At 60.0% G+C, this 23,267-nt stretch carries 26 protein-coding genes; 7 read left to right on the top strand and 19 right to left on the bottom strand.

Translation table 11 applies throughout. From position 1 onward, the window contains the following. Positions 1–306 precede the first annotated feature (306 nt). On the top strand, positions 307–1,107 hold the full coding sequence (locus tag QJT78_RS33605) for a hypothetical protein (protein WP_049807970.1): 801 nt from the start codon (positions 307–309) through the stop codon (positions 1,105–1,107). 108 nt (positions 1,108–1,215) lie between these two features. Here the strand turns inward: QJT78_RS33605 and QJT78_RS33600 are convergent, their stop codons facing one another. From QJT78_RS33600 to QJT78_RS33520, 17 genes are all read right to left on the bottom strand, one after another. Next, positions 1,216–1,752: a tetratricopeptide repeat protein gene (locus QJT78_RS33600; protein ID WP_038945058.1), complete on the bottom strand. Its 537-nt coding sequence runs from the start codon at positions 1,750–1,752 to the stop codon at positions 1,216–1,218. 84 nt (positions 1,753–1,836) lie between these two features. Then, a complete protein-coding gene (locus QJT78_RS33595) occupies positions 1,837–2,244 on the bottom strand; it encodes a hypothetical protein (protein ID WP_038945059.1) in 408 nt (135 codons plus the stop codon). Between the two features lie 9 nt (positions 2,245–2,253). Next, positions 2,254–3,915 carry a type II and III secretion system protein family protein gene (locus tag QJT78_RS33590; protein ID WP_038945061.1) on the bottom strand — a complete coding sequence of 554 codons (1,662 nt, stop codon included), beginning with the start codon at positions 3,913–3,915 and terminating at the stop codon, positions 2,254–2,256. A gap of 106 nt (positions 3,916–4,021) precedes the next feature. Beyond that, positions 4,022–4,207: a hypothetical protein gene (locus QJT78_RS33585; RefSeq protein ID WP_038945062.1), complete on the bottom strand. Its 186-nt coding sequence runs from the start codon at positions 4,205–4,207 to the stop codon at positions 4,022–4,024. Positions 4,208–4,307: 100 nt separating this feature from the next. Beyond that, on the bottom strand, positions 4,308–4,721 hold the full coding sequence (locus QJT78_RS33580; RefSeq protein ID WP_240537765.1) for a TadE family protein: 414 nt from the start codon (positions 4,719–4,721) through the stop codon (positions 4,308–4,310). Next, the gene (locus QJT78_RS33575; RefSeq protein ID WP_080586798.1) at positions 4,721–6,109 is read right to left on the bottom strand and encodes a Tad domain-containing protein; all 1,389 of its coding nucleotides are present in this window, start codon (positions 6,107–6,109) and stop codon (positions 4,721–4,723) included. Before QJT78_RS33575 ends, QJT78_RS33580 begins: the two co-directional genes overlap by 1 nt. A gap of 9 nt (positions 6,110–6,118) precedes the next feature. After that, positions 6,119–6,634 carry a hypothetical protein gene (locus QJT78_RS33570; protein ID WP_240537766.1) on the bottom strand — a complete coding sequence of 172 codons (516 nt, stop codon included), beginning with the start codon at positions 6,632–6,634 and terminating at the stop codon, positions 6,119–6,121. Positions 6,635–6,657: 23 nt separating this feature from the next. Beyond that, positions 6,658–7,320: a methyltransferase gene (locus tag QJT78_RS33565; protein WP_038945067.1), complete on the bottom strand. Its 663-nt coding sequence runs from the start codon at positions 7,318–7,320 to the stop codon at positions 6,658–6,660. Positions 7,321–7,323: 3 nt separating this feature from the next. After that, on the bottom strand, positions 7,324–8,235 hold the full coding sequence (locus QJT78_RS33560) for a type II secretion system F family protein (RefSeq protein WP_038945068.1): 912 nt from the start codon (positions 8,233–8,235) through the stop codon (positions 7,324–7,326). Further along, the gene (locus QJT78_RS33555; protein ID WP_038945069.1) at positions 8,232–9,161 is read right to left on the bottom strand and encodes a type II secretion system F family protein; all 930 of its coding nucleotides are present in this window, start codon (positions 9,159–9,161) and stop codon (positions 8,232–8,234) included. Before QJT78_RS33555 ends, QJT78_RS33560 begins: the two co-directional genes overlap by 4 nt. Further along, on the bottom strand, positions 9,161–10,561 hold the full coding sequence (locus QJT78_RS33550; protein ID WP_038945070.1) for a CpaF family protein: 1,401 nt from the start codon (positions 10,559–10,561) through the stop codon (positions 9,161–9,163). The genes QJT78_RS33555 and QJT78_RS33550 overlap by 1 nt, the downstream gene beginning before the upstream one ends. Beyond that, the gene (locus QJT78_RS33545; RefSeq protein ID WP_240537767.1) at positions 10,558–11,757 is read right to left on the bottom strand and encodes a pilus assembly protein CpaE; all 1,200 of its coding nucleotides are present in this window, start codon (positions 11,755–11,757) and stop codon (positions 10,558–10,560) included. Before QJT78_RS33545 ends, QJT78_RS33550 begins: the two co-directional genes overlap by 4 nt. Positions 11,758–11,769: 12 nt before the next feature. Further along, positions 11,770–12,681, bottom strand: a complete 912-nt coding sequence (cpaB, locus tag QJT78_RS33540; RefSeq protein ID WP_049807972.1) for a Flp pilus assembly protein CpaB — start codon at positions 12,679–12,681, stop codon at positions 11,770–11,772. Between the two features lies 1 nt (position 12,682). After that, on the bottom strand, positions 12,683–13,189 hold the full coding sequence (locus tag QJT78_RS33535; protein WP_038945073.1) for an A24 family peptidase: 507 nt from the start codon (positions 13,187–13,189) through the stop codon (positions 12,683–12,685). Positions 13,190–13,254: 65 nt separating this feature from the next. Next, positions 13,255–13,470 (bottom strand): hypothetical protein, encoded by a 216-nt coding sequence (locus QJT78_RS33530; RefSeq protein WP_038945074.1) that lies wholly within the window; start codon positions 13,468–13,470, stop codon positions 13,255–13,257. A gap of 134 nt (positions 13,471–13,604) precedes the next feature. Beyond that, positions 13,605–13,814, bottom strand: coding sequence for a hypothetical protein (locus QJT78_RS33525; RefSeq protein WP_038945075.1), 210 nt, complete (start codon positions 13,812–13,814; stop codon positions 13,605–13,607). Between the two features lie 404 nt (positions 13,815–14,218). Beyond that, positions 14,219–14,617: a LysR substrate-binding domain-containing protein gene (locus QJT78_RS33520; RefSeq protein ID WP_240537768.1), complete on the bottom strand. Its 399-nt coding sequence runs from the start codon at positions 14,615–14,617 to the stop codon at positions 14,219–14,221. Between the two features lie 583 nt (positions 14,618–15,200). Between QJT78_RS33520 and QJT78_RS33515 the strand changes: the two genes are divergently transcribed. Further along, the gene (locus QJT78_RS33515; protein WP_038952151.1) at positions 15,201–15,632 is read left to right on the top strand and encodes a hypothetical protein; all 432 of its coding nucleotides are present in this window, start codon (positions 15,201–15,203) and stop codon (positions 15,630–15,632) included. A 246-nt stretch (positions 15,633–15,878) separates the two neighbouring features. Continuing rightward, a complete protein-coding gene (locus QJT78_RS33510) occupies positions 15,879–16,073 on the top strand; it encodes a hypothetical protein (RefSeq protein WP_038952150.1) in 195 nt (64 codons plus the stop codon). A 234-nt stretch (positions 16,074–16,307) separates the two neighbouring features. On the opposite strand, the gene QJT78_RS33505 is transcribed toward QJT78_RS33510, so the two are convergent. Next, positions 16,308–17,312: an ABC transporter substrate-binding protein gene (locus QJT78_RS33505; RefSeq protein ID WP_049810193.1), complete on the bottom strand. Its 1,005-nt coding sequence runs from the start codon at positions 17,310–17,312 to the stop codon at positions 16,308–16,310. A gap of 288 nt (positions 17,313–17,600) precedes the next feature. On the opposite strand from QJT78_RS33505, the gene istA reads away from it, so the two are divergent. Together istA and istB are read left to right on the top strand one after the other, a co-directional pair. Next, positions 17,601–19,112: an IS21 family transposase gene (istA, locus tag QJT78_RS33500; protein ID WP_348652402.1), complete on the top strand. Its 1,512-nt coding sequence runs from the start codon at positions 17,601–17,603 to the stop codon at positions 19,110–19,112. A 14-nt stretch (positions 19,113–19,126) separates the two neighbouring features. Beyond that, a complete protein-coding gene (gene istB, locus QJT78_RS33495) occupies positions 19,127–19,879 on the top strand; it encodes an IS21-like element helper ATPase IstB (protein ID WP_038943657.1) in 753 nt (250 codons plus the stop codon). 21 nt (positions 19,880–19,900) lie between these two features. On the opposite strand, the gene QJT78_RS33490 is transcribed toward istB, so the two are convergent. Then, the gene (locus QJT78_RS33490) at positions 19,901–20,470 is read right to left on the bottom strand and encodes a Clp protease N-terminal domain-containing protein (protein ID WP_038952145.1); all 570 of its coding nucleotides are present in this window, start codon (positions 20,468–20,470) and stop codon (positions 19,901–19,903) included. A 405-nt stretch (positions 20,471–20,875) separates the two neighbouring features. On the opposite strand from QJT78_RS33490, the gene QJT78_RS33485 reads away from it, so the two are divergent. After that, complete coding sequence (locus tag QJT78_RS33485; protein ID WP_038976345.1) at positions 20,876–21,607, top strand: C13 family peptidase; 732 nt, start codon at positions 20,876–20,878, stop codon at positions 21,605–21,607. Positions 21,608–21,678: 71 nt separating this feature from the next. Beyond that, a protein-coding gene (locus QJT78_RS33480; RefSeq protein ID WP_244433177.1) for an IS3 family transposase occupies positions 21,679–22,892 on the top strand; the annotation gives its coding sequence in 2 pieces (ribosomal slippage) (positions 21,679–21,955 and positions 21,955–22,892; 1,215 coding nt in all). Positions 22,893–23,267 lie beyond the last annotated feature (375 nt).

The following is a 23,267-nucleotide window of genomic DNA, read 5'->3' as shown; positions in this document are numbered from 1 at the left end:
ATAAACGTCCTGCCTGACCGGCTACTGCTGTTCAGCGGCGCTGACGGCGATCATCAGGTGGGGGAGTTTCAAGTGACCATACCCGGGGGATTTTGACCGACCCACGGGGGCATGCAAACGCGCAAGACTATCCGACCCGCCCGGTTGTCGACTGCTGCATCGCGACCCACGCGGGCCTTGATGGCGTTCGGATTCGATTTTAGCCTGATCGCCTTGATCGGCATTAGTCTCTCTGAAGCTTCTGCACCGCTCCAGCCGATCGCAAATATTGAGCAGGCATGATAGCCTCAATTCCACGGAGGCGAGATGTTGAACGCTGCTGATGGAAGAGGCGCGGCCGACGACCAAACTGGCAGGTCGCAGGTCCCGCACCGAGCAGATCCCGACCAGACTGTCTTCGCGAATGGACAGCCTATCGCGACCGATCGCGCTGTCGATGCCCCTGCTTTCCTGACGCGAAGTTCGGGCTTCGGGCTCCAACCGCCCGCGCGAGAGGTTTCACGCCGACAGAAGCTGCTCAAGGCACTCGCCGCAAGGCTCGATCGATTGAGCCGCATCTGGCGCGGTCATCTGGTGCACGATGTACCGAATGCAGCGGTCCCGCGCAGAAACGCGGGGATTAGCGGCGGAACCTTTGCGCTCCTGACCTTACTCGTCGTCGCGATCTGCGCCGGCGGGCTGCTCGCACTCGCTCAGATCAAATCCCTCAAAGCCGAAATCGCCTCGCTCCAACGTGAATTGCTTCCATTGAGGGAACGACTGGCGAGTTATGATCAGGCGGAGAAGGCCAGGCTGGCGGAGATCAAGGCCGCCGCCGGGAAGAACAAGGCCTTGGCGGAAACTCTGTCGCGACAGACACCGCTCACGTTCTCGCGCGAGGAAACTCAGTTGATCCGTGAGTATATCAAGCCGGCGCCGTTTGCGGGCCCGGCGACACCAGCCGTGAACGTCGGCGATCCCGTCACGGGAGGAACAATCCCTCTGCCATCATCGCTAGCGGAAAAGATGCCAAAATTGGCCGGCGCGCGATTCGCCATCCGAAACGGGGCGATCATCATTGTCAGGAGAGACAATCAAAAGGTCGACGCGGTGCTGCCGCCATATTAATCGTCGGGAATTCGCGACCAGTTGGAAGTCAGGTCTGAGCGAGGCCGACTGTCTTCGACCGGCATGCGCGTCCAGTCTAAGTCGTCGATATAATCAATCGACCGCGTTTCAAGGCTGATTGTTCGGCGGCCTTTCAATGAACCGTCGGCTGCCATTGAGAAGCTCAAGGTTATTGGCGATGACCGGATTGCCCGGATCGAGCGAATAGGCCCTCTCGAATTTTCGCCGCGCCGCACTCAGATTGCCGCGCAGCATGTACGAATATCCCTGGTCATTCAGGATCTGAACGGTTTCGCCTCCGAGCCGGATCGCCTGCGCATAGGCCTGATCGGCAAGATCAAAGCGACGCAACCGATCATAGCTTGCCGCGAGTCCAATCCAGGCCGTCACGTCCTTCGGTGATTTCTCGACGGCGTCCTTGAAATAGCGCTGGGATAGCCCGTAACTGCCGCGGTTGAAGTGCTCCAGCCCCAGCCGCACGGGCTCGTCCGACGGATAATACTTGACGTCGGTGGGCTCCTGCACGGGGTCACCTCCCGGCGGATCCACGGGGGCGACAATGGCAGCCTCCCGCGTCGTGTAGTCACATGCCGCAAGACCTATCCCCATCCAGCAACAGGTCAGCATTAGAATCACGCGCCGCATAAACTCTCGTCCCCCCGCGGCAGCCCAGTGGAAATCACTACGCCGTCCGCACGCAAAATCGCCAAGACCACTTCCCAACAGTCGTTACCTGCCGCCTCCGACCACGGGACCGCCGACCGGCACCGATACTCCACCGTTCGTTCCAGGCGGCAATCCTTCTATGTCGATGTTCTGGGTTGCGGTAGGCCGCACGCCCATCTGTCTCGTCGCATCGCCAACATCGGGAAGCTGATCCACCGGCTGTTTCGTGCTGCCATAACGTGTCACGGCGGCGCCAACGCGCCGCGCGTCGTACGCGATCCTGCGATCACCGACGTATCGCGGCCATGGGTGGATCGTATGGGTAACGGCGTTGACCTGCTTGGCATCGCCGGCGCTCATCGTGATGGTATCGGAACGCTGGAAGTAGCGGTCCACCTCGTCATGACCGGCGACGCCGTAACACCCCCCGAGCAGGATCGGCGCGAACAGAACCAGATACCTTATGGTCATCTCTCGCTCCTAGTTGAGGGTCTTTACGACCGGCTGGTTGGCGGCGGCGGCCGGGGCCGGAACGGGCGTCCTGAGCTCAGGAGCGATGATGTGGCCGTACGGGCCCTTCACCTCGCCGCCGGAATTGACGTAGTCGTCATAACGCTTACGGACTTCCATCTGTCCGTTGAGGAAGAAGTCGACATCGTTGGCGGGCAGGCGCGAGTCGAGCGGCGACGCCAGTTGCTGGCCGGGTACCGCCGGCGCGACCAAGCGCGGCGTCACGATGATGACTAGATCCGTTTCCTGCTGCTGGTACGACTTGCTGCTGAACAAGCTTCCGATCACCGGCACCGAGCCGATCCAGGGCAATTGCGAAACATCCTGCCGGTTGCGGGTCTGGAGTAGGCCGGCGATGGCAAAGCTCTGGCCGTCGCGCAACTCGACCGTGGTCCGCGCGTCGCGGCGGGTCAACGCCGGAATGATCGTCCCCGCAATCTGCACCGCATTGGAGAAATCAAGCTCGCTGACCGACGGCTCGACCCGAAGGTTGATCACGCCGCGCGAGAGAACGGTGGGCACGAAAGCCAGCTCAACGCCGAACTTCTTGAATTCGATAGTCACCGTCGGTACGAGACCGGCGGTACCGGCCGTGGACGCGACGGGCACGGGAAATTCACCGCCGGCCAGGAAGCGAGCGGCATCGCCGGAAAGCGTGGTCAAGTTCGGCTCCGCCAAGCGGCGAGCCAATCCCTTGGTTTCCAATGCAGAGATCAACAGGTCGACCGAGCCGCCGTTGGACGTCCGAACGATGCTGGTCAACAAGCTTCCGAACGGGATAGGTGCCAGACCACCTGCGGTGCCGACGAGCGTCCCGACAGTTCCGAGTAGCGGAAGGCTACCCGTCGGAGGAGAACCGACAGCGTCCCCGCCGGCACCGAGCGGACCGTTGGCGGTGTTGATACCACCAATCGGGCTTCGACCGGCGGCGGTGACACGGCCCAACCCGGTATTCCCTACGTTCGTCCCGTTGGCGTTCGCCGCATAGAGATTGACGCCAATGTCACGCCCGGCGTCCCGGTTGACCTCGAGAAAGCGCACCTCGAGCATCACCTGTTGCGGTGCCGCGACGCTCATCGCGTTGACGACGACGCCCCCTTTCGCAACGGTGCTAGTGGCGATCGCCATGGCTCGCTCGGCCACAACCGCGTCAGCGGCTATTCCGCTGAGCACCACCTGCCCCTCGGAGGCCGAGACGCGAATGCCCTGCCCGCCGGTGCTGGTCCGAATGTTCTGCTGCAAATTGCCTGTGTCGATCACGACCTCGACGTCGAGAATCCCAATCTGCTTCATCGAGCTGTCGAACAGGATGACGTTGGTGGTGCCAGTCTGCTTGCCCTGGACGTAGATCAGGCGATCGCTCAGCGACTTCACGTCGACGATGTCAGGCGAGCCGGCGACAATCGTCGAAAAGGGCGCATCGACCTTGAAGGTACGTGACTTGTTGACGACCACCTTGACCCGCTGGACGTCATTCATTTCGCTGACGAAGACACCGCCGCCGGAGGACCGCCGCTCTGCAGCCGCCGTGCGATCGACGGAACCAGGCAGCACAAGCGCGGGGCCCAGTGCCAACACGATCAAAGCGAGAAGTCTCGCTCCTGCCCTTCTCGAAATGCGACGGCCACCCATTTCGATTCCCCCTCGCCGCGATCACCAGCTGTCCCGTAAATCTACGTGCTCAACTTCCTACCAACTCTCCTTCGCGCACCACGTCGCAAAGCTTACGTCGGTCCCACTACAAATCCGTTACTTCGCATTTTCCGGCGCGCAGCCGGCCCCGAATGAGGATCAAGATCATTTCCTTCGTGCCGCGTCCTTGCAAGGCGAGCCTCTCGCTACTTTGCCGCAGCGTCAGCGAAAGTTTCTCGATGTTGCGAGCGAGCACCACTCGTTCGACCTGACTGGACATATTTTGCAGCATGAGCGCCCCGACTCGTTTCGGCGGCCCCGCCACTCGGCGAATTGCTACCGAGTTTCGGAGTACCCGTTCAGACCAGGCGGGCATGCCAAGGACAATATTCCTAGAAGGGAATGGTGGTGGACGCGCTCGGCGCGTTCAATGCTGTGCCCCATATCGGCATCAGCATCCTGAAGCTCGGATCAGATGCTGTAACAGTAAGCGCAGCGGCTCCCGCAGCCGTGTTCAATGTCGGCGTGAGACCGCCGGCAAACAGCATTGGGGCCACGGCTTTCTTGGCCGCCACCGATGGTAGGGGGTCACCGCTACAGGTTGGCGCAGTCTTGCTCATCGCGCTATTGACGAAGCAGTCGTTGATCATCCACGTCCGAGCACCGGCGTTCGCAAGCGTCCGCAACGACTGCATGGTGATTGCGTAACGCCCCAGATCGAAGATTGTGAACATCAGTATGAAAAGCGGCAAGCCGACCAGGCAAAATTCCATCGCCCCGATGCCGCGCTGATCGAGCTTTCTCATCACTGCACCAACTGGACATACTGGCTTTTAGGCAGCTTCGTCTGCGATGGGCACCCGGTGGTGTCAAAGGTGGCATTGCCGTTGAATGCGATTGACTTGGCGATCAGCTGGCCACAACCGCCGCCGGTGCCGCCTACCGCGATCGTCGGATTGCCTTGAAACGTCACCGATGCGTTCGGCGCATAGATGTTTCCTGTGAGGTTGATGTTGCTGTTTCCGCCAAAGCTCACATCCGCCGCTGAAGCATCGTACATGGACATGTACTGGAATAATGCAGCGCCGGACTGAAGGGCCGTGGGAAGCGACGCGGCACTCGGGGCTGTTGCCGGCCCCTTGAGGGTGAGTATGCCGCCGCCCTTCGTGTCGATTGTCGCCCCTGGCAGCAGAATGAAGGTCACTCCCGTGCATGGACTGTTGCAGGTGATCGAGGAGCCGCCTTTGAGGGTCAAAGTGTTTGAAATGAAGTACACCGACACGCCTGAGGCCAAGTTCAAATTGCTATTTCCTGTCGTCGAGACATTGTCATTCGTGCATTTGGAAGTGGCCGTGTAAGCGACGAGTTTCGGGGCGCTTGGAATGTTTAATGACGCGCAAGTTGGAAGACCGCACTTGGCAGGAAGCGTGGGGTTCGCTCCGCACAACGTGGTGAGCGCACCATCGAGAGCAGAGAAGGGATTGGCTGTCGGGGACGGCAAATACGTCAACGCCGTGTTACAGAACGATGCGGCACCCGTACAGCCGCCGACAGTCGACAGCGACCCGAGATTCATGGTCATCCCGCCGCCGGTGAAGTCGATTGCATTCTTGGCCGTACTGTTCGAGGCCATTCCGCAATTGGGCGCATTGATGTTCGGGCTACCTTGGAAACCGATGGGGCCTGTCAATGCCAGGACGCAAGGAGGGTACAGCACACTCTTGATTGTGGCCACGGCCGTCGCGGGTATGGTGACAGTGGTCAATCCAAGCACCCTCGCCAGGTATGCCGGCTGTTGCTGGCTGACAGTGGCCTGAACATAAGTTCCGGCCGTCCCCTTCCATGAAGTCAGCGAAGCGATCTGGACCGACTGCGAGATTCCCGAAGGAAGGCTGCCGCCACACTTGGAGCCGGGATAGGAAGTGCTGCCCGTGTTGCAGAACGCGTTCTGGGCCGCGGCCTGCTTGGCGCGATAGTCCACGGTTTGTGTAACCGCGCACGGTGCGTTCGATAAGCACAATTGCTGCATGGCACCCGAAACGGCTGCCGAATCGGCGGCATTCTGCGCGTGCTGTCTCGTCACGTACCACGATCCGGCCTCGCCGCCGAGCGCAACCACTCCTATCAACGGCGTCAGGGCGAGAACGGTTGCAAAGGCAGCGGCACCGCGACGAGAGTGAAGCAAGCCACGCATGGACCACTCCTATTGAAACCGCTCTGCGTAAACCAGTGTGAACGAACAAGGATTGGCGTTGCCGCTACGACAGATCACCGATCTCAGCACGATGGGCGCCACGGTGACAGTCGTGCTGTAGGTGTAGTGCTTGGGTGAATCGGAGTTGGTCGCCGAACACGCAGCCATGCTATCGCTGCAAACGACCTGGAGATTGTTGATGGGATAACCCGACACCGACGTGGGGAGCGCCGACTTCCAGCTTGCCCAGGAAGTAATGTCCTGCGGCGGGTTGTACTGGATCTTTTGCCCGAAGGCGCGCAGTGCCTCCCACCCGGATACGAACCGAAAACCGGCGGCAGCGACGTCGGCAAGCGGCATAAGCAGGCTCGACACCAGGATGATGTAAACGAACATCATCTCAAGCGCGGCGGCGCCGCGCTGATCGGCGATGAAAGACTTTAGATGACCCACACGCCCGCTTCGACGGGCCCTTGGCACGTCCGGATGCAGCCTCAGGGCACGAGCGATCCGACCGATGTCCATGACAATTCTGCCACGCATAGCGCTCACCAAACGTAAGGGACCAATCTCCAACGCGATGCTTCGTAACTCGAATACTCCGGGCAAGTGCGCCGAAGCAGGTCCTCTTCGTAGAGAATTCGGCACACCTGAACGCCGATATGCAGCACCAGCACGATCACCGTGACCGGTGTCAGATATTGCAGCACGACGCCCAGGATCACGAATTCTTCCGCAAAATAGAGCGGATGCTTGATCCATCGATAGGGACCGGTTTGCACCACCGAACGCGCCTGCGGCACCAGGCTGAACGACCGTCCCAGGTGCCGGATGGTGACAAGCATCATGACCAGGCCGATCAGCACGCAGGCGGTCGATAGCAGGTTCGGCAACGCTTCGTCGGTCTTGCCGAAGAAGGAGATCGTCCACGGCAGATAGGAGCCGACGAATGCAGCTATTCTCGGCATGAGCCCGTCCGCATGCGCCTTTGCCGGTGATCTCGTCAGGATCAGCAGCGCCAGCAGCATGTAGAAGATGGCAAGGCAAAAGCTCGACAGAAGCGATGGCCAGGGATCGGTAAACGAGCCAATTCTGATGGCGACGCAGATTGCCAGCAAGATGAACCACATGCTGCCGAGCAGTTGCATCGTCCGCTCATAAGGCCGGCTCTTCGAGGGTGACCGGTTCTTCGACAGCGTCAGCGTGTTCATGGCTCACTTCACCCCGATGCTGGAGAATGTGCGAACAAGATGCAGGAACGGACTGCCACCCAAAATGACGAACATGGCCGGCAGCAAGAACAGCACCATCGGAATGGTCAGCTTGGCACCCAGCTTGTGAGCTCGCTCCTCCAGATTGGTAATGCGTTCTCGCCGGAGGTCGATGGCGATGCTGCGCAGGGCCTGACTCAGCGGCGTTCCGTATTGCAGGCTTTGGCTCACCATGGTGCCGAACCGGCGAAGTCCTTCTGACGTCGATGCCAGTTTCTCGAATGCCTCGCTGCGATTTGGCAATATCCTGAGATCATCGAGAAGGCCGTACAAGACCCGGGCCATGGCAGGATTGGTCTGGGTCATCTCGTCCGCGACGCGCTCCAGCGCACTCTCCAGACCCATTCCCGCTTCGCTGCAGACGACCAGCAAGTCGATCATATCCGGCGTGCCAAGCCGAATGCCGGCATTGAAACGTCGCTTCAGCACCAGCAGGATCAACCGCGGCCCCATAATTCCGATCACCACGCCCATGAGGCAGAAGATCAGCAGATCGGCCAGAGGCTTCCCGAGAAGTTGCCCAACGAACAAGGCCATGACCGGGAACAAGAACATGCTGACGGTTTTGACACCGATCCAGATCGACAAGGTCCGATGAGGATTCAAACCTGACGATTGAACGACCATACGAAGCTGGTCGAGATTCTCCGCTGAGTAGAAGCGCCGGTACCGCGTGCCGAGTGACGAAAGCCAACCGGTCAAGTCCCGGAAGGGCGCCGACGGACCGGGAATGCCCAAAACGGCGTTTGACACCCGCATGTTCAACGCACGAATGTGGAGCTCGTGGATCATCAACACGGCGGTCGCAGCCGCAAATATGATAGCGAGGGCCACCAAACCGAGACCAAGGGTCATAGTTCTGTTTCCCTTCTGACCATCCAACGGATTACAAGGGACCCTATAATCACCGAGGCTGCCGCATAGGCCAGGAGCCTGTTTCCCGTCGGATCATAGATCAGCAGATCGACCGTTACCGGATTGATCGCGTAAAGCAGCCCGCCGACAATGATGGGCGACAACGAAAGCGCTCGTGAGGAAAAGATCACCTCACCGGCCAGAGCCTTCGCGCGAGCGGCAAGCGCAACACGCTGCCTCACAGTATCGCCCAGCGTTTGCAGGGTTTCACTCAAACTGCCACCCGCCTTCAGCTGGACTGCAAGCGTGACCGCGAAGATCCCATACTCCGCCACCTGGGTTCGCCGATAGACAGCCTCGACAGCCTCCTCCGGAGGTCTCCCCAAGCTCACTTCGCTGCATACGATCGCAAACTGCCCGGCGGTAGGTTGCGGCATCTCGCGTGCAATGGTGCGAAATGCCTCGGTCACGGGGAGGCCCGACCGAACAGTACTCGTCACCAGCTGGATCGCGTCGGGTAGCTGTCGAAACAGTTGACTGGCGAGACGATGTCGCTGCCATCCAAACAGACTTCGCACCACCACGGTCGCGACAATAACAGCCACGGGATATGCGTAGACGTCGGAAAACTTCAGCACGCTGTTGGCATATAGGATTGCGACTGCGGCGATTGCGCCGGCAAATATCACATAAGCGGGGTGCAAAGCGTAAGCTATCCCAGGCTTGTAACTGACCATGCGGAAGAGAAGCTGCCAGCGGGACCCGGCCTCCAACCGACGAATGGAGGGCAGTTTCGCAGCCTCCGAGACTGGCACAGCGATCGCCAGCTGACGATCGATGCGTCGTTGTCGTGCGTCGAGCCACAACGCCGCAACGGCTGCGCAGATCAGGAGCCCCAGGTCAATTGTCGTCAGGAGCTCCGGCATTACAGCTGCCTCATGGCTTCGGCCCACGCACGATCAAGCCCATAATAAGTCAGACGGCTCTTGAATTTGGGGACCGCGTTGGTGGACCTATAGCTGCCCGATATCCGCCCGTGAGCGTCCTCGTTTTCATATTCGAACGCCGCGATGTCATTGGTGGTGATCACCTCGCCTTCCAGCCCGATCACCTCGCAAATCTGGATAACGCGACGCTGTCCGTCCCGCATGCGTTCGACTTGCACGATGAGATCCAGCGCAGCCACGATCTGAGATCTGATCGCCCGCAGCGGCAGATTCGGCTGTCCCATCTGCACCATGTTCTCGATACGGGTCATTGCATCACGGGCGCTATTGGCATGCACCGTGGAGATCGAACCATCATGACCGGTGTTCATCGCTTGCAGCATGTCGAACGCTTCGGCGCCGCGCACCTCGCCTACGACGATCCGGTCGGGACGCATCCGCAGCGCATTCCATACCAGGTCGCGTTGTGTCACCTGCCCCGTGCCTTCGAGGCTCGGAGGCCGGGTCTCCAGGCTGATCACGTGCGGCTGTTGAAGCTGCAACTCGGCTGCATCCTCGATGGTGACAATGCGCTCACTGTGATCGATGAACTGGCTCAGGGCGTTCAACAACGTCGTCTTGCCAGAACCGGTACCGCCGGAGACCAGAACATTCAGCCGGGATCGGGCGGCAATCTCCAGCAGTGCTCCCATGGCCGCCGTTACCGAGCCGTTCTGGATCATGCCGGCCATGTCAAGACGGCGACTCGGGAATTTCCGGATCGATATGCAGGGACTATGGATCGCGAGCGGCGGGAAAATGATGTTGACCCGGCTGCCGTCCGGCAAGCGGCAATCCACCATCGGGCTGGATTCGTCGACCCGGCGCCCGACCTGCGCGGCAATTTTCTGTGCTACCGAGGCGATGTGATCATTGTCGCGGAATCGCACCGCAATCCGTTCCAGCTTGCCGCTTCGCTCGACATAGACGTTACTCGGTCCGTTGACCATGATGTCGTTAATTGATTGATCGAGCAGAAGCGGACGGAGCGGACCATAGCCGGTCATGTCGTCCGCAATCTCGTCAGCGAGCTGCCACTGCTCACGGCCTGACAGTTCGAGCCGTTCGTGGTTGGCAATTCCGTGGATGATTTCCTCGATCTGCCGCCGAAGAACATCACGCGAAACAGTTGCGGCCACCGACGGTTCAATCTGCTCAATGACCCGTTCGCGCAGCGAAGCCGGCATCACCGGCCGCTGAACGGAAGGTTCGTCGCGCCTTGGAGATGCAGGCAGGACTGGCGCAGATGCCGGCATGCTCGGCGTCGACGCAGGCAAGCCTGACGTCAATGCAGGCAAGCGAGCCGGTGTGTCGTCCTCGCGCCGACCAAACTTTTTCATAGCCTGAGCAGCCTCCTGAGCAGTCCCTTCCGCTCGGCACCGACACCCGTGATCTCTCGTACGATCGGAGCGAGGTGGCGCCGCAGTCCAGATACGTGCTTCAGAGCAGGAATTCCGAGATTGACCGCCTGGGTCATCCCCTTCCCGAGATCGGGGATCACCATGTCCGGTTCTGCGCCCAGAGCCTTGGCCATCGTGGCCTTGGGAAGCCCTCCGGCGCGACCGGCGCGATTAAGCAACGTAAAGACCCGATCCTTGCCGGCGATATTGGTGACCGCGGCGCGGAGCGCATGGGCATTGCGAAGTCCGGTCACTTCGGCCTCCAGCAGCACCAGAACGTGGCGGGATAGAGTGATCACCGGATGGATCGAGGGCGGAAACGGGACAGGCACATCGACGACGATGTAGTTGAACCGTTGCCGGAGCAGACCGAGCACGTGTCTCACGCCCGCTTCAGTGATGTCGAGCTGCGCATCAAGCTCCTCATCGGCGGAAATCAGGCAAACCCGCTCATCGACATCAATTGCCGCGCGCTCGAGGAACAAAGTGTCCGCCCGCATCGGGTTTTCCAGAGCGATCCGCAGCCCCGGCCCAGGCTGAACACCCAGCATCACTGCCGCCTCGCCGCCCTGTAGATGAAGGTCGAGCAGCGCGACCTTCGCTTTCGTGGTCTCGGCGATTTGGAGCGCCAGGTTGATGGCGATGCTCGTTGCTCCGGCGCCACCCTGCGCACCACAGATCGAGATCACGTGCCCGCCACGATCGGGACCAGGCGCCACATCGCCAAGCAGCTTCGGACGCAGCTGATCCAGCACCATGTCCCGTGTCAGCGGCCTCGGCAGATACTCCGTCAGGCCGATCTCCATCAACTCGCGGTAGAAGGTGATCTCTCTGCTCTCGCCGATCAGCGCCACCCGAACATCGGGTGGGCAGACGCCGGCGAGCCTTTCCAGTTCGGTAAAGGGATCATCGATTCCACTGATGTCCGTGACCAGCGCGGATATCTCGGTGTCGGTTTCCAACATGCGTATCGCATTACGGATCGTGCCGCGCCGGATCGACAGGTTGCTACCTTCGAGGCCCTTGCGCAGGGCCGCTGCACTGAGCTCGTCATTTACGAAGCAGACGATGCGATCGCGCGCTACAACAGACGCTTGCTCTTCGGACGGACTTACCATTGCCATGTTAGAGATCAACGCTGCCTCCCCCTACCGACGTGACGATACGGCCGAAGCGACCGGCGTTGATGAGGCGATCGCCGGCAAGACATCGCCAGTCGACGCCACTCGCGTGCTCCCTGCATCATCTCTCCGAACCGAGTATTTTGTGCCGCTGTTGCGTGCATAGATGACGATCGTCGCGTCAGTGTCCCCTGTATCTTGTCGATCGACCGCTGACCGTACGGCGAGGGAGAGCTTCCCGAGCTGCGCTGCGACGACGACTTTCTTGACCTGCTCCGGCGCAAGCTGCAGCGATACGGTACGCGCTACCTTGCCTGCCGAGGCGTTGCTGGCCGAGCCACCCTGCACGATCTCCTGGTCGATCGCGACAATTCGAACATTGTGGGCGACGGTTTCGGTCAGCGTGCCATGCTGGTGATCCGGGTTTTGCTTCTCGCTTGCTGTCGTCGACTCCTCGGTCAACACGACATCAACGTAGTCACCCGGCCAGATCAGACCCGAGACACCGGAGGCGGCGTCAACATTGATGCTGATCGCACGGCTATCCGGTGCCAACACGCTGGCGAGGAAACCCCGTTCGCGCGGGCGCAATATGTCCCTTGATGTGACGGGACTGCCAGTGTCGAGGAAATTGCGAACCAGGGATCCACGAAGTCCGATCCTGGCGTCTGGCGTATCAAGGATCGCTCCTGCAGGAACACCATCCGACGATGAGGCGGAGCGGGTCGTGAAATCTTCATCGCGGGCCAGCGTCCCTCTCGGTAGCGGATGTGCCGCGACGAAGTACCCGACAGGGGCAGGCGCCGGCGCCGGAGTGCTCTCCGCAATCTGTACCGGGACCTGTGCCTTCGGCAGGTTCATGCTGTAAGCGATCAGCCCGAGCGCTGCCGTCGCGAGTACAAACACCATGATGATCGAGAGGCGCAAAGCGGATGACATGTCAAAGTCCTTTGCTGAAAACGGTCCAGATACCACCGCACGCAATGGCAACCCCGTAAGGTAACGGCGCATGTCGCAAATGGCGCCAACGCTCTATCGCGTAGACGCGGCGTACGAGCGATGATCCGGCGGGCGCGAGCCTCGGATATGGCAGGAGGCGCATCATCACATGCACCAGGGCGAGAACGCCGCCGGCTAGCGCGGTGATGGTCAACAACTGAATTACGCCCGTCAGCGGAAGGCCGATCGCCAACGCGACCAGCAGCTTGACATCACCGCCACCAATCCCTCCCCGCTGGTAAATCATGAACAGCAGCAGGAACAGGATCGTCGCGGCGATCAGGGATTCGAGGATTAGCATCGGGTTGGCGAATTGGCCGGCGATCCCGAGCAGCGCCAGCGCCAGGCAGATGTCGTTTCGGATCAATCTTGTCGCGACATCGAAGCTTGCGACGTATAGCAACAATAAGATTTCGATAAACGAGGTTATGGAGAAAATCCAACTCATCAAACGCGCGCCTCAAAAAACCGTAGCGAAAATCTCCGGTGCCTTCATGAGCCCAGACGGCTGTATTAGCTTCCGACGGCGGTGCTGATCGCGGCGCTGATCGCACTAACTCCGCTCGTCAGCACGGTCGCGACATTTCCGTTAGGGCCCGTACCGAAAGCAGCACCCACGGCGCCGACCATGCAAGCCGCAAGCATCACGTATTCGAACGACACCACTCCGTTCCGGTCCGTGCGCAGACGCTTCAGCGCGCTCATGCACTTGACGCGATACCTCGACATGAGAGGAATCCCTGTTTGGCTCGAAGTCAGAACTTTCAGAAGTGATGCTGTATGAGCAATTCAATTCATGAATGCACGCCGAAAGGAAATGGGGGGCAGATTCCGATGCCCCCCTCCGGGGCGAGATGCCTGAACTACACGGCCGCGGTGAAAGCGGCCGTGATAGCGGTGATACCGCCAGTCAGCGCGTTCGCGATGGCACCGCCGGCTCCGGTACCGAACGCAGCAGTCACTGCGCCGATGATGCAAGCCGCGACAATGATGTACTCGAACGACACCACGCCGTCCTGGTCCGTGCGCAAACGCTTCAACGCTTTGGTGGTCTTGATGTAATGCTTCAACATGGAGAAATTCCCTCCTCAGAATGAATTTGCATATCTGTCAGCAGGAAATGGCGATGCCAACAATGTGATTTATATTCTGTGAACGCGACGATGCGCCGGGAATTTGTGGGTACCTCGGGGACTTCGGTTAACGGCTACGCTCGCCGTGTTGGCGAAGGCACCATTGGCGAGAACGCCCGCCGGTTTTCGCAACATGTGTCGACTCGGTATTAGTCCACCACCGGTGGGGGCGAAGCGTTCGGTGTCTTCTGGGTTGATGCGGCACTCGAATGCGTGGCCAGGAAGACAGCGGCCTCCCGTCCTTTCCAATTCAACCAGCCCTTGGTTCATCGCCAGGGTGACGGACGGTGCCACTAGACAGTTCGTCGCGTCCAATTTTGGTTAAGAGGCTCGCAGCACGTTGGTTAGTGCAGACGGCGCAGCCGGCTGATGCTGACGACTGTGGTAATACATGCAGAATCCGGGAATTGGCGGCGTCCAATCTTCCAGCACACGAACAAGGCGACGTTTCGTAACATGCTCCGCGACCTGCTCTTCGATGCGATCCCTAGGCCGGCGCCAGCGAGTGCCGCCTGAATCACCAGGTGGGTGTCATCGATGATGAGTGGGCCATTCACGCCGACCGTGACCGCCTTCCGTCCTTTCTCGAATTCCCACCTGTATGAACCGCCGGGAAGACGCAGGCTTATGCATCGATGGTCATTTAGATCCCTGGGTTTCCGGGGAATGCTTCGTGATGAAAAATAGCAGGGCGATCCGACCACCGCCAATCTCAACTCCCGGGTGACTCGCACCGCGATCATGTCTTTCTGAATGTACTCGCATCAAAACGACAGAGTAGGCAGGCAGACCGAACCGCCTCAGCGGGACGCTTCGCTGGTTCGATTGTCGGTCAACTGCTTCCTATCAATCGCTCTGGTTCGTGACTAGTCCGGGTCCGAAGCAGCCGCAGCTGCGAAGTGCAGCAACCTGCCAAATCTCTTTCGCCGCGGCACTCGGACCGTGGCTTACGACCGTGGATGAGCTGAGGATTTGGCCGATCAATTGCCATATCCCTTTGCACGTGCGGAAGAATGCGGCCGGGGTGCGAAGGAGTGGATATCCGCAAGCGTTAATGGATCGGCCTGCAGCCGCTGTTTTCCGCGCTTACTGTTCGTATGTGCGTCGCAGAGCTACTGCCGTTGGGGCATCAGCGGAGGTGAGCCCTACCCTAGCTAGCCTGCTCGGTCCGCTTCAACCTGGGCCAGGAGTCGACTAGTTGGTAAGATTCGCGTTTGAACTCTCCCGCGCCGTCATTACTGTGACTGGATTGCCAATTGCCTTTCCCGCCGCGCGGATGGTGTCAATGAACAGCTTCGCGGCCGGGTTCAAACCAATCGGACCACCATGTCCTCTAGCTCCAAAGCTAGTATCGCCAAGAAAGCGCGCACGAAGGCTGAAGCGGATTTTGCCACCTGGCTCATGATGGCCAAGCTCGGTGGTTTCGATGACCTGCCGTCCAGCGCCCAAAGCTTTCTGACTAACTATCGAACTCGGCTCGAGACAATGAGCGAGGCCGAGTCCACGGCCCTAGCCGTTCGCGAGGTCTACAGCGCTTATTACAGCGAGATGGGAGGCGTGGGCGCGCCCCCGGAACCAAAGGCTCGCACACCAATGACAGAGGGCAAAGTCGTGCGGCTCAAGAAACGGCCTAATCAGCCCGGTCTATCGGCTGGACTGCATTCGACGAAGCCAATGATCCGAGAACCCCTTCCAGCACTGCTGATTTTCGCGAGCATGGTGGCTCTGATTGTCGCATATAGATTTCTGGCGCAGTAACACTGCCCGCGGATTGTGGGGACGAAGTGCCGCTCACAGTAACCGCGGACATCGCTGCACTTCGCATTTGTGCCAAAGGCGGAAGTGATCCCGACTCGCGGCGTCGCGAAACGGCGATTGTGCGACACATCGAGAATGGCTCTGTTTAGGTCCTTCCCTGCTTAAAGGGAGCGGCCGCCGCGCCGGCCCCTCCCCATTTTGGCTGCGGGGGCGAGCCACGTCCTCGTGTGCCGTCGGAGACGGGCAATGACCATAAGAACCTTTTGCACGCTCGCCGCCGCCATCTTTGCCCTGAGCGCGCTTTTGCAGTTGATCCGGATTGTGATGGACTGGTCCGTCACCTTGAATGGCGTCGATGTGCCGTTTTGGGTGAGCTGGATTGCCGTCACCGTGGCGGGCGCGTTGAGCTTCGTCGGTTTCCGCGCCGCCATGCGCAGCTAATTGCTGGCAGAGCCCACCCGGGCCGATCTGTCGCCGGGCAGCGGAGCCACTTCCCTACTCGCGGATATCGAGCCGTCGTGCTCTACCGCGACAGCGGCTTAGTGCAATTCGCGTCGGTTTGGCATACCTGCATCCATGTCCGGTCCTCCCCGAACAGCCGACGCCGAAGTGATGGGTACGCTTCGACGCTAAGGGCCACAAACGGACTCATGCACCGCAGCAAAAAACGCATCCCTACTCGATCACCTCGTCGGCGCGGGCGAGCAGCATCGCCGGCATTTCGAGGCCGAGTGCTTTCGCAGTCTTGAGATTGATACTCAGCTCGAACTTGGTCGGCTGGTAAAATGGGATATCGCCCGGACTAGCGCCCTTGAGAATTTTATCGATGATGATGGGAAAGCGGCGAAAGATGTCCGCGATGTCGGGCGAATAAGCCATCAGTCCGCCAATCTCGACGAATTCACGGAGAGGATAAATCGTGGGAGTTCGGCTTTTCGCCGCCAATTCGACAATCAGGGCGCGATAGGTGGTGTGCTCGGGCTCTTCAGATACCATGAGCGCATCCGTTCGATCTTGTTTAAACGACATGAAGGTGCGCTCATACTCTGCGGCGTTAAAAGCAGTGCCCAGCACAGCAGGTGACAACGCAATCCCTGCACTTTTCGCCGCGTCCCGCGCTGCCGCGCCTCTTGCATCCTCCCAGAAAGGTCGCGACGCAAGGAAACCGACGGTGGATAGCTTCGGCACTGCCTCGACCAGCAGCCCCATGCGTTTCCCGATGATCTCCAATCCGCCAGAGATAGTAACGCCTGTGATGTTGCCGCCCGGTCGCGCGAGGCTCGCCGTAAGTCCCATTGCAATCGGATCGATGACCATCGTCACAATCGGAACTGTAGCCGTCGCCATTTTGAAGTCTAACGATAGACGACCGCCCACCGTCAAAATCAAGTCAGGATGCGTATCGACGACATGGCGGGCCAGTTCGGGATAACGTTCGGTTCTCCCTTCTCCAGAGTACCGTTCCACCCGGAGATTTTGGCCCTCGACGTAACCAAGGCGACTTAGCTCCTCAAAAAACGGGCGGAAAGCCATTTTATCGCTTCCGTTTATTGTGCTGACTTCGCCCGCTGAGAGAACCAAAGCGATCCGCGACATCTTCGCCGGTTGCTGCGCTCCGGCCGAGAGTGGCCATATGGCCGTCGCACCGCCAAGAATCGTGATGAACTCGCGCCGTCTCATGTCCGCTCCCAAGCTCACGTGACGGCATCGTAGCGGTTTAGTCGGTCGCATTGATAGGGGCTTGAAACTGCGGATTCCGATTTATTCCGGCCAGGTATTCCGACTTGAAGCCGGCCATCGTTCCGATTTGAAGCCGGCCACGATTCCGAAATGAAACCGGCCGGCATTCCGATTTGAAGCCGGCCGGGTTTTTGGAAGTCGGCGTTTTCGTTTGGGTCAGTCCCTCAGGCATCAAGTCCCGCGTTGATCAACGTGGGGAAGCGGATGCCGGCCAAGAGAGAACTGACCATGCGACAGATACGACAGATGCTGCGGCTTGCCCGTGATGGGGTGAGCGCCCGGGAGATTGGGCGCACGCTCGGCGTGGCGCGCAGCACCATCCAGGACAATCTCAAGCGTGCCTTGACTGCCGGGCTGGCGTGGCCTTTGGCGGGCGATCTGACCGACGCCGTTCTTGAACAACGTCTGTTTGCCCATGCCGGCGTCAGGCGCGGCTTTCGCCGGCGCCGGGAGCCGGATTGGGCCTCGCTGGCCTGTGAGCTGAAGCGGCCTGGCGTCAATCTGATGGTGCTGTGGGAGGAGTACCGGGCGGTCCACCCGGAAGGTTATGGCTACAGCCGGTTCTGCGATTTATTCCGGGAATTCGACCGGCGGCTGTCTCCGACGATGCGGCAGGACCATCCGGCCGGCGACAAGGTCTTTGTCGATTACTCCGGCAAGAAGATCATGATCGTTGATCGCGAAACCGGGATTGTACGCGATGCGGAGATCTTCGTCGCCGTGCTTGGCGCCTCGAATTACACCTACGCCGAGGCGACCTGGACGCAGACACTTCCGGACTGGATCGAGGCCCATGTCCGGATGTTCCGGTTCTTTGGCGGGGTGCCACGCCTCGTCGTTCCTGACAATCTGAAGTCCAGCGTGCACCGGGCTTCGTTCTACGACCCTGAAATCAATCGCAGCTACGGGATGATGGCGTCCCATTACGGCGTTGGCATCCTTCCGGCACGGCCAAGAAAGCCGCGGGATAAGGCAAAAGTGGAGGCCGGGGTTCGGTTTGCCCAGACCTATATCCTCAGGCGGCTTCGTCGCCAGACCTTCTTCTCGCTGGCCGAGGCGAACGCAGCCATTGCCGCTGCGCTGGAGCGGATCAACGCGCACATCATGCGCCGGCTCGGTGTCAGTCGCCGTCAATTGTTCGAGACGGTCGAGATGTCGGTCCTGGCGTCGTTGCCGGACGCCGACTATCAGTTTGCGGAATGGCGCGTGGCCCGCGTCTCGCTCGATTATCATGTCGAGATCGACGGCTTCTTCTACTCTGTTCCTCATGGCCTGATCCGGGAGCAGGTCGACGTCCGCGCCACCACCCGGACCATCGAGCTGTTCCATCGGGGTTCGCGTGTTGCGGCTCACCAGCGCCGCTACGGCGGCCGCCGGCACGGCACCGATCCCGACCACATGCCCAGCGCGCATCGGCGTTACGCCGAGTGGACTCCCGAGCGGTTCCGGCGCTGGGGACGATCGATCGGGCTAAACACTGAGGGGCTCGTCCTCGCCATCCTCGCCAATCGGCCTCATCCCGAACAGGGATTCCGGACCTGTCTGGGTGTGCTTCGGCTGTTCAAGGAACTCGATCCAGAACGCGCCGAGTTGATCGCGGCCCGCGCGGTTGCGGTCCGCGCGCTGACCTACAAGAGCATCGCCTCGATCATCGCCAACAAGCTCGACCGCAGCGCTCGCCCCACCGATGACGTCGTCGTCGACCATCCCAATCTGCGCGGCCCCGGCTACTTCCATTGAAAGGAAAATCCAGCATGCTGACCCATCCCACGCTCGACCTGCTGCAAAATCTCGGTCTCCACGGCATGGCCAAAGGCTTCAAGGAGCTTGATGCCCAGCCCGAAGCACGCAGCCTCGAACATGCCGAATGGCTGGCCCTGCTCCTGGAACAGGAGAAAACGCAGCGACAGCAAAAGCGGTTTGAGAGCAGAGCTCGCGCCGCCAAGCTACGTCATGCCGCTTGCGTCGAGGATGTCGACTACCGTGCCATCCGCGGGCTCGACCGCACGCTCTTTCTAAAACTCGCCGCCGGCGACTGGATCCGAGCGAGGCATAATCTCCTTGTCACTGGGCCATGCGGCGTCGGCAAGAGTTGGCTTGCTTGCGCCCTCGGCCACAAGGCTTGCCGGGACGACTTCGCCGTTGCCTACCATCGCGTCCCGCGTCTGTTCGCCGCTCTCGCACTGGGACGCGCCGACGGACGCTATACCAGGATGCTGCGGGCGATCGCACGACTTGATCTGCTGATCCTGGACGACTGGGGACCAGAACCTCTCGACGCCGACCAACGCCGTGATTTGCTCGAAATCGTCGAGGATCGATACGAAGCCCGTTCGATTATCGTCACCAGCCAGCTGCCCGTCGATCGCTGGTACGAAATCATCGGAAACCCCACCATCGCCGACGCGATCCTCGATCGCCTCGTCCACAATGCCTACCGCATCGAACTCAAAGGAGAGAGCCTCAGGAAGCAGAAGCAACCCGCTCAAGATCAACCGGTCTCTTGACCTTCCCAGCCCTCGACGACATCATGAAATTGACCCATGCGAACGACGCAACGGGTGGCCGGCTTCAGATCGGAATGCCCGGCCGGCTTCGAATTGGAATGCATGGCCGGCTTCGTCGGAATCCGCAATGGATATGCCAGTTTCGACAACGATAGACCGCAAATCATTGTCAATGTAGTTGGTCAGGCTTTTCTTGAGTGCCGTAAGATCGACACGGCAAGCCTGCATAACCTTTGACGCGTTCGGATCATCTGTTAGCGCGAGCAGCAGATGCTCACACGTCGTGTACTGATGCTTTCGCGCGTCACCATGAGCAAGAGCGCGCTGCAAGGTGCGTTCCAGTTCGCTGGAGAAACGGGGCCCTCGGGGTCTGATCCCTGCATCGATCGTTGCGGGTGATGGCGTTGCCGCTTCGGCGCGGGGCGTGCTGACCTCGCCGCGAATAGTAGCAGCAAGCGTGTTCCAGTCCGCAACGCCAAACGCGTTGGCAATCAGTTCAAGGCTTTGGCTATTGGTGATCTTCAGGCCGTGATCACCGAGGAAGACCCGGGCCGTATGCACCATAGTCTTTGCGTCGCGATAGTCGCGCATGATCTTTCATCCTTTGCTTGAACGAAGCCGAGGTGCCAGGCGCTTGCATTGCTGACCCGTTCGTTCGGGCAAAGGGTTTAGAAAGATCGATGATACGTTCACCATCCCCCATTGGGGCGCAAGCGGCAGGTCGTATCTACCTCAAATCATCATGATCCTGATGCAAACTGCTGTCAATTGCGCCTGACGAGCTGGATCATGTCCGTCTTGGGTCAAAATGCGAAGAACCTAGCGTTAGCAAATCTGGTCCGCTCCGACCCACTAAGCGGACCTCAATCGGAGGTGCTGCCACTTCGCATTTCCGGGCTCATGCGTGTACCGTTCCGAAGGATGGAACTACACTGGCTTTTCACTATTTGTGTTGAGCGGTAGTTCTCTCCCGGCGATCTCGAAACGAGGTTCGCTATGACCTCTAGGTCCTCGATCAGTTGGCTCGGTGCGCCGCTCGTCGCTTTTTTTCTGACCATCTGGCCGTTAGTTTCGTCGGTACATGCTGTTGAGGGCGCTGGAAAGGTTGGCGTGGTGTCCTTTGGCCTGTTCGGCGATCAAGGCGTGTTTAGATCCGAGGCGACCGGTGCAGCTCAGGTCGTAGCTGGCCGTTTTCGGACTGGCCCGATCAATGTGGAGTACAATTCCAAGAAGGGCGGAAATGCAACGATCGAAGCGCTGACCAGGTCGTTGCAGGCGGCAGCCAACCGCTTGGATGCTGAGAAAGACGTTCTCTTTTTGATTCTCACCTCGCATGGCTCTCCAGACGGCCTCGCAATCAAGGCGGGGCGGCACACAGAGACGCTCACGCCATCTCGTCTCAGCAACATGCTCGCGAAGACAGGTGTGCGACACAAGGTGGTTGTCATCTCGGCTTGTTATTCCGGGGTCTTTATCCCGCGTCTGGCGAATCCCGATGTGCTGGTCATCACCGCGGCCGATGCCAACCATCCGTCGTTCGGCTTTCAGGACAAGGCCAAGTGGACCTATTTCGGCGACGCTTTTTTCAACGTCGCGCTCCGGAAAGCCGTTAGTCTGAAGGATGCGTTTCTGGATGCGCGCTCACTCGTCCGGAAGCGAGAATTGCGGGAACACTTCGAGCCGTCGAATCCCCTCATGGCAGGCGGCGCAGACGTGCTGCCGTTGTGAAATGGACCCCGGTTTTGGGACCAGAGGCTAAGTTGGAAAAGGGCCGCTCCGTTTGATAGACGGAGGGCATGATGACGAAGAAGACACGACGGAAGATCGACGCGGCGTTGAAGGCAAAGATCGCGCTGGAAGCGGTGCGGGAGCAGGCGACGGTGGCCGATCTGGCCCAGCGCTATGAGGTTCACCCGAACCAGATCTATGCCTGGAAGAAGCAGCTGCTGGACCAGGCGGCCCGGGCTTTTGACGCGGGTGTCGGGCGCGAGAGCGAGGAAACGCGCGAACGCGAGATCGAGAAGCTGCACGCCAAGATTGGACAACTGACAGTCGAGCGCGATTTTTTAGCGCGGAGGTCCGGAAGATGAGCACGCCGGACCGTCGAGGAATGCTCGATCGCGCCGACCAGGCGCTGTCGATCCGCCGGCAATGCATGTTGCTTGGCATCGCCCGTTCTGGGGTCTACCGGCCGCCACAGCCGGCCAACGACAACGACCTTGCCCTGATGCAGCGGATCGACGAGCTGTTCACCGCCTGGCCATTCCTGGGCTCGCGGCGAATGACCGCGATGCTGAAGGCTGAGGGGCTTCAGGTCAATCGCAAGCGCGTGCAGCGGTTGATGCGCAAGATGGGCATCGCGGCGCTGGGACCGAAGCCGAACACGACAAAGCCGGCGCCGGGCCACAAGATCTATCCCTATCTGCTGCGCAACATGACGATCGACCGGCCGAACCAGGTGTGGGCGGCCGACATCACGTATCTGCCCATCGGCCGCGGCTTTCTCTATCTCGTCGCCATCATCGACTGGGCGAGCCGTGCGGTTCTGGCGTGGCGGTTGTCGAATACGATGGACGTCTCGTTCTGCGTGGCGGCTCTGGAAGAGGCGCTGGCGACCTACGGCACGCCGGAGATTTTCAACACCGACCAGGGCAGCCAGTTCACCAGCGTGGCCTTCACCGGCGCGTTGGTGGGCGCAGGGATCAAGATCTCCATGGATGGCCGCGGTCGTTGGATGGACAATGTCTTCATCGAGCGGCTGTGGCGGTCGCTCAAGCATGAGGACATCTATCTCAAGGGCTATGCCGACGGCCGCGAGGCCAAGGCAGGGATCGCGAGCTGGATCGCCTTCTACAACGATCGTCGCCTTCATCAGTCCCTCGGCTATCGCACGCCGATGGCGGTCTGGCGCGAACGGATGCAGGCCGCGCAGGCTGTGGACATGGTGGACAACGCTGACGCGTTGACCACATGCCCACAGCAATTCCAGCAGACAGAGTCTCTGGCTGCGTGATAGAAAGGGATCAGGAGCGATCCGTTTCCAACTAACAAACCGGTTCAACCGGTCCCGCTCCGCGGGTCCATTTCAGTTGCTCGTCGGACGCCCTTGAACAACCGGCCGCGAGCCCTGAGGCGATTCTTCGCAGGCGTGCACCCGCAATGCACATCCCATCACTGTTTCGTGGAACAAGTCGCTTTATCAAATTCGCGAGTGCGCCGGGCAAATGAACTCCCCGCCGCACGACGCGTGCCGCCGATCTTAAAGTGTTACCTTCTGTCGGCGGTTGCTCACGTTTGGGCCAATTGTTTGTAGCTTGTCACCGTAGCTACTCGCGCATGCCTCATAAGGATCGACTAAAATCGCTGGGGTTTCAGCGCCTTGGTTGCT

It is taken from the genome of Bradyrhizobium sp. Mp27 (genome assembly GCF_029953005.1).
In the GTDB taxonomy this organism is placed as follows: domain Bacteria; phylum Pseudomonadota; class Alphaproteobacteria; order Rhizobiales; family Xanthobacteraceae; genus Bradyrhizobium; species Bradyrhizobium barranii.
Note: the sequence above shows the minus strand (reverse complement) of the source record. Positions and strands in the feature narration are given on the sequence as shown.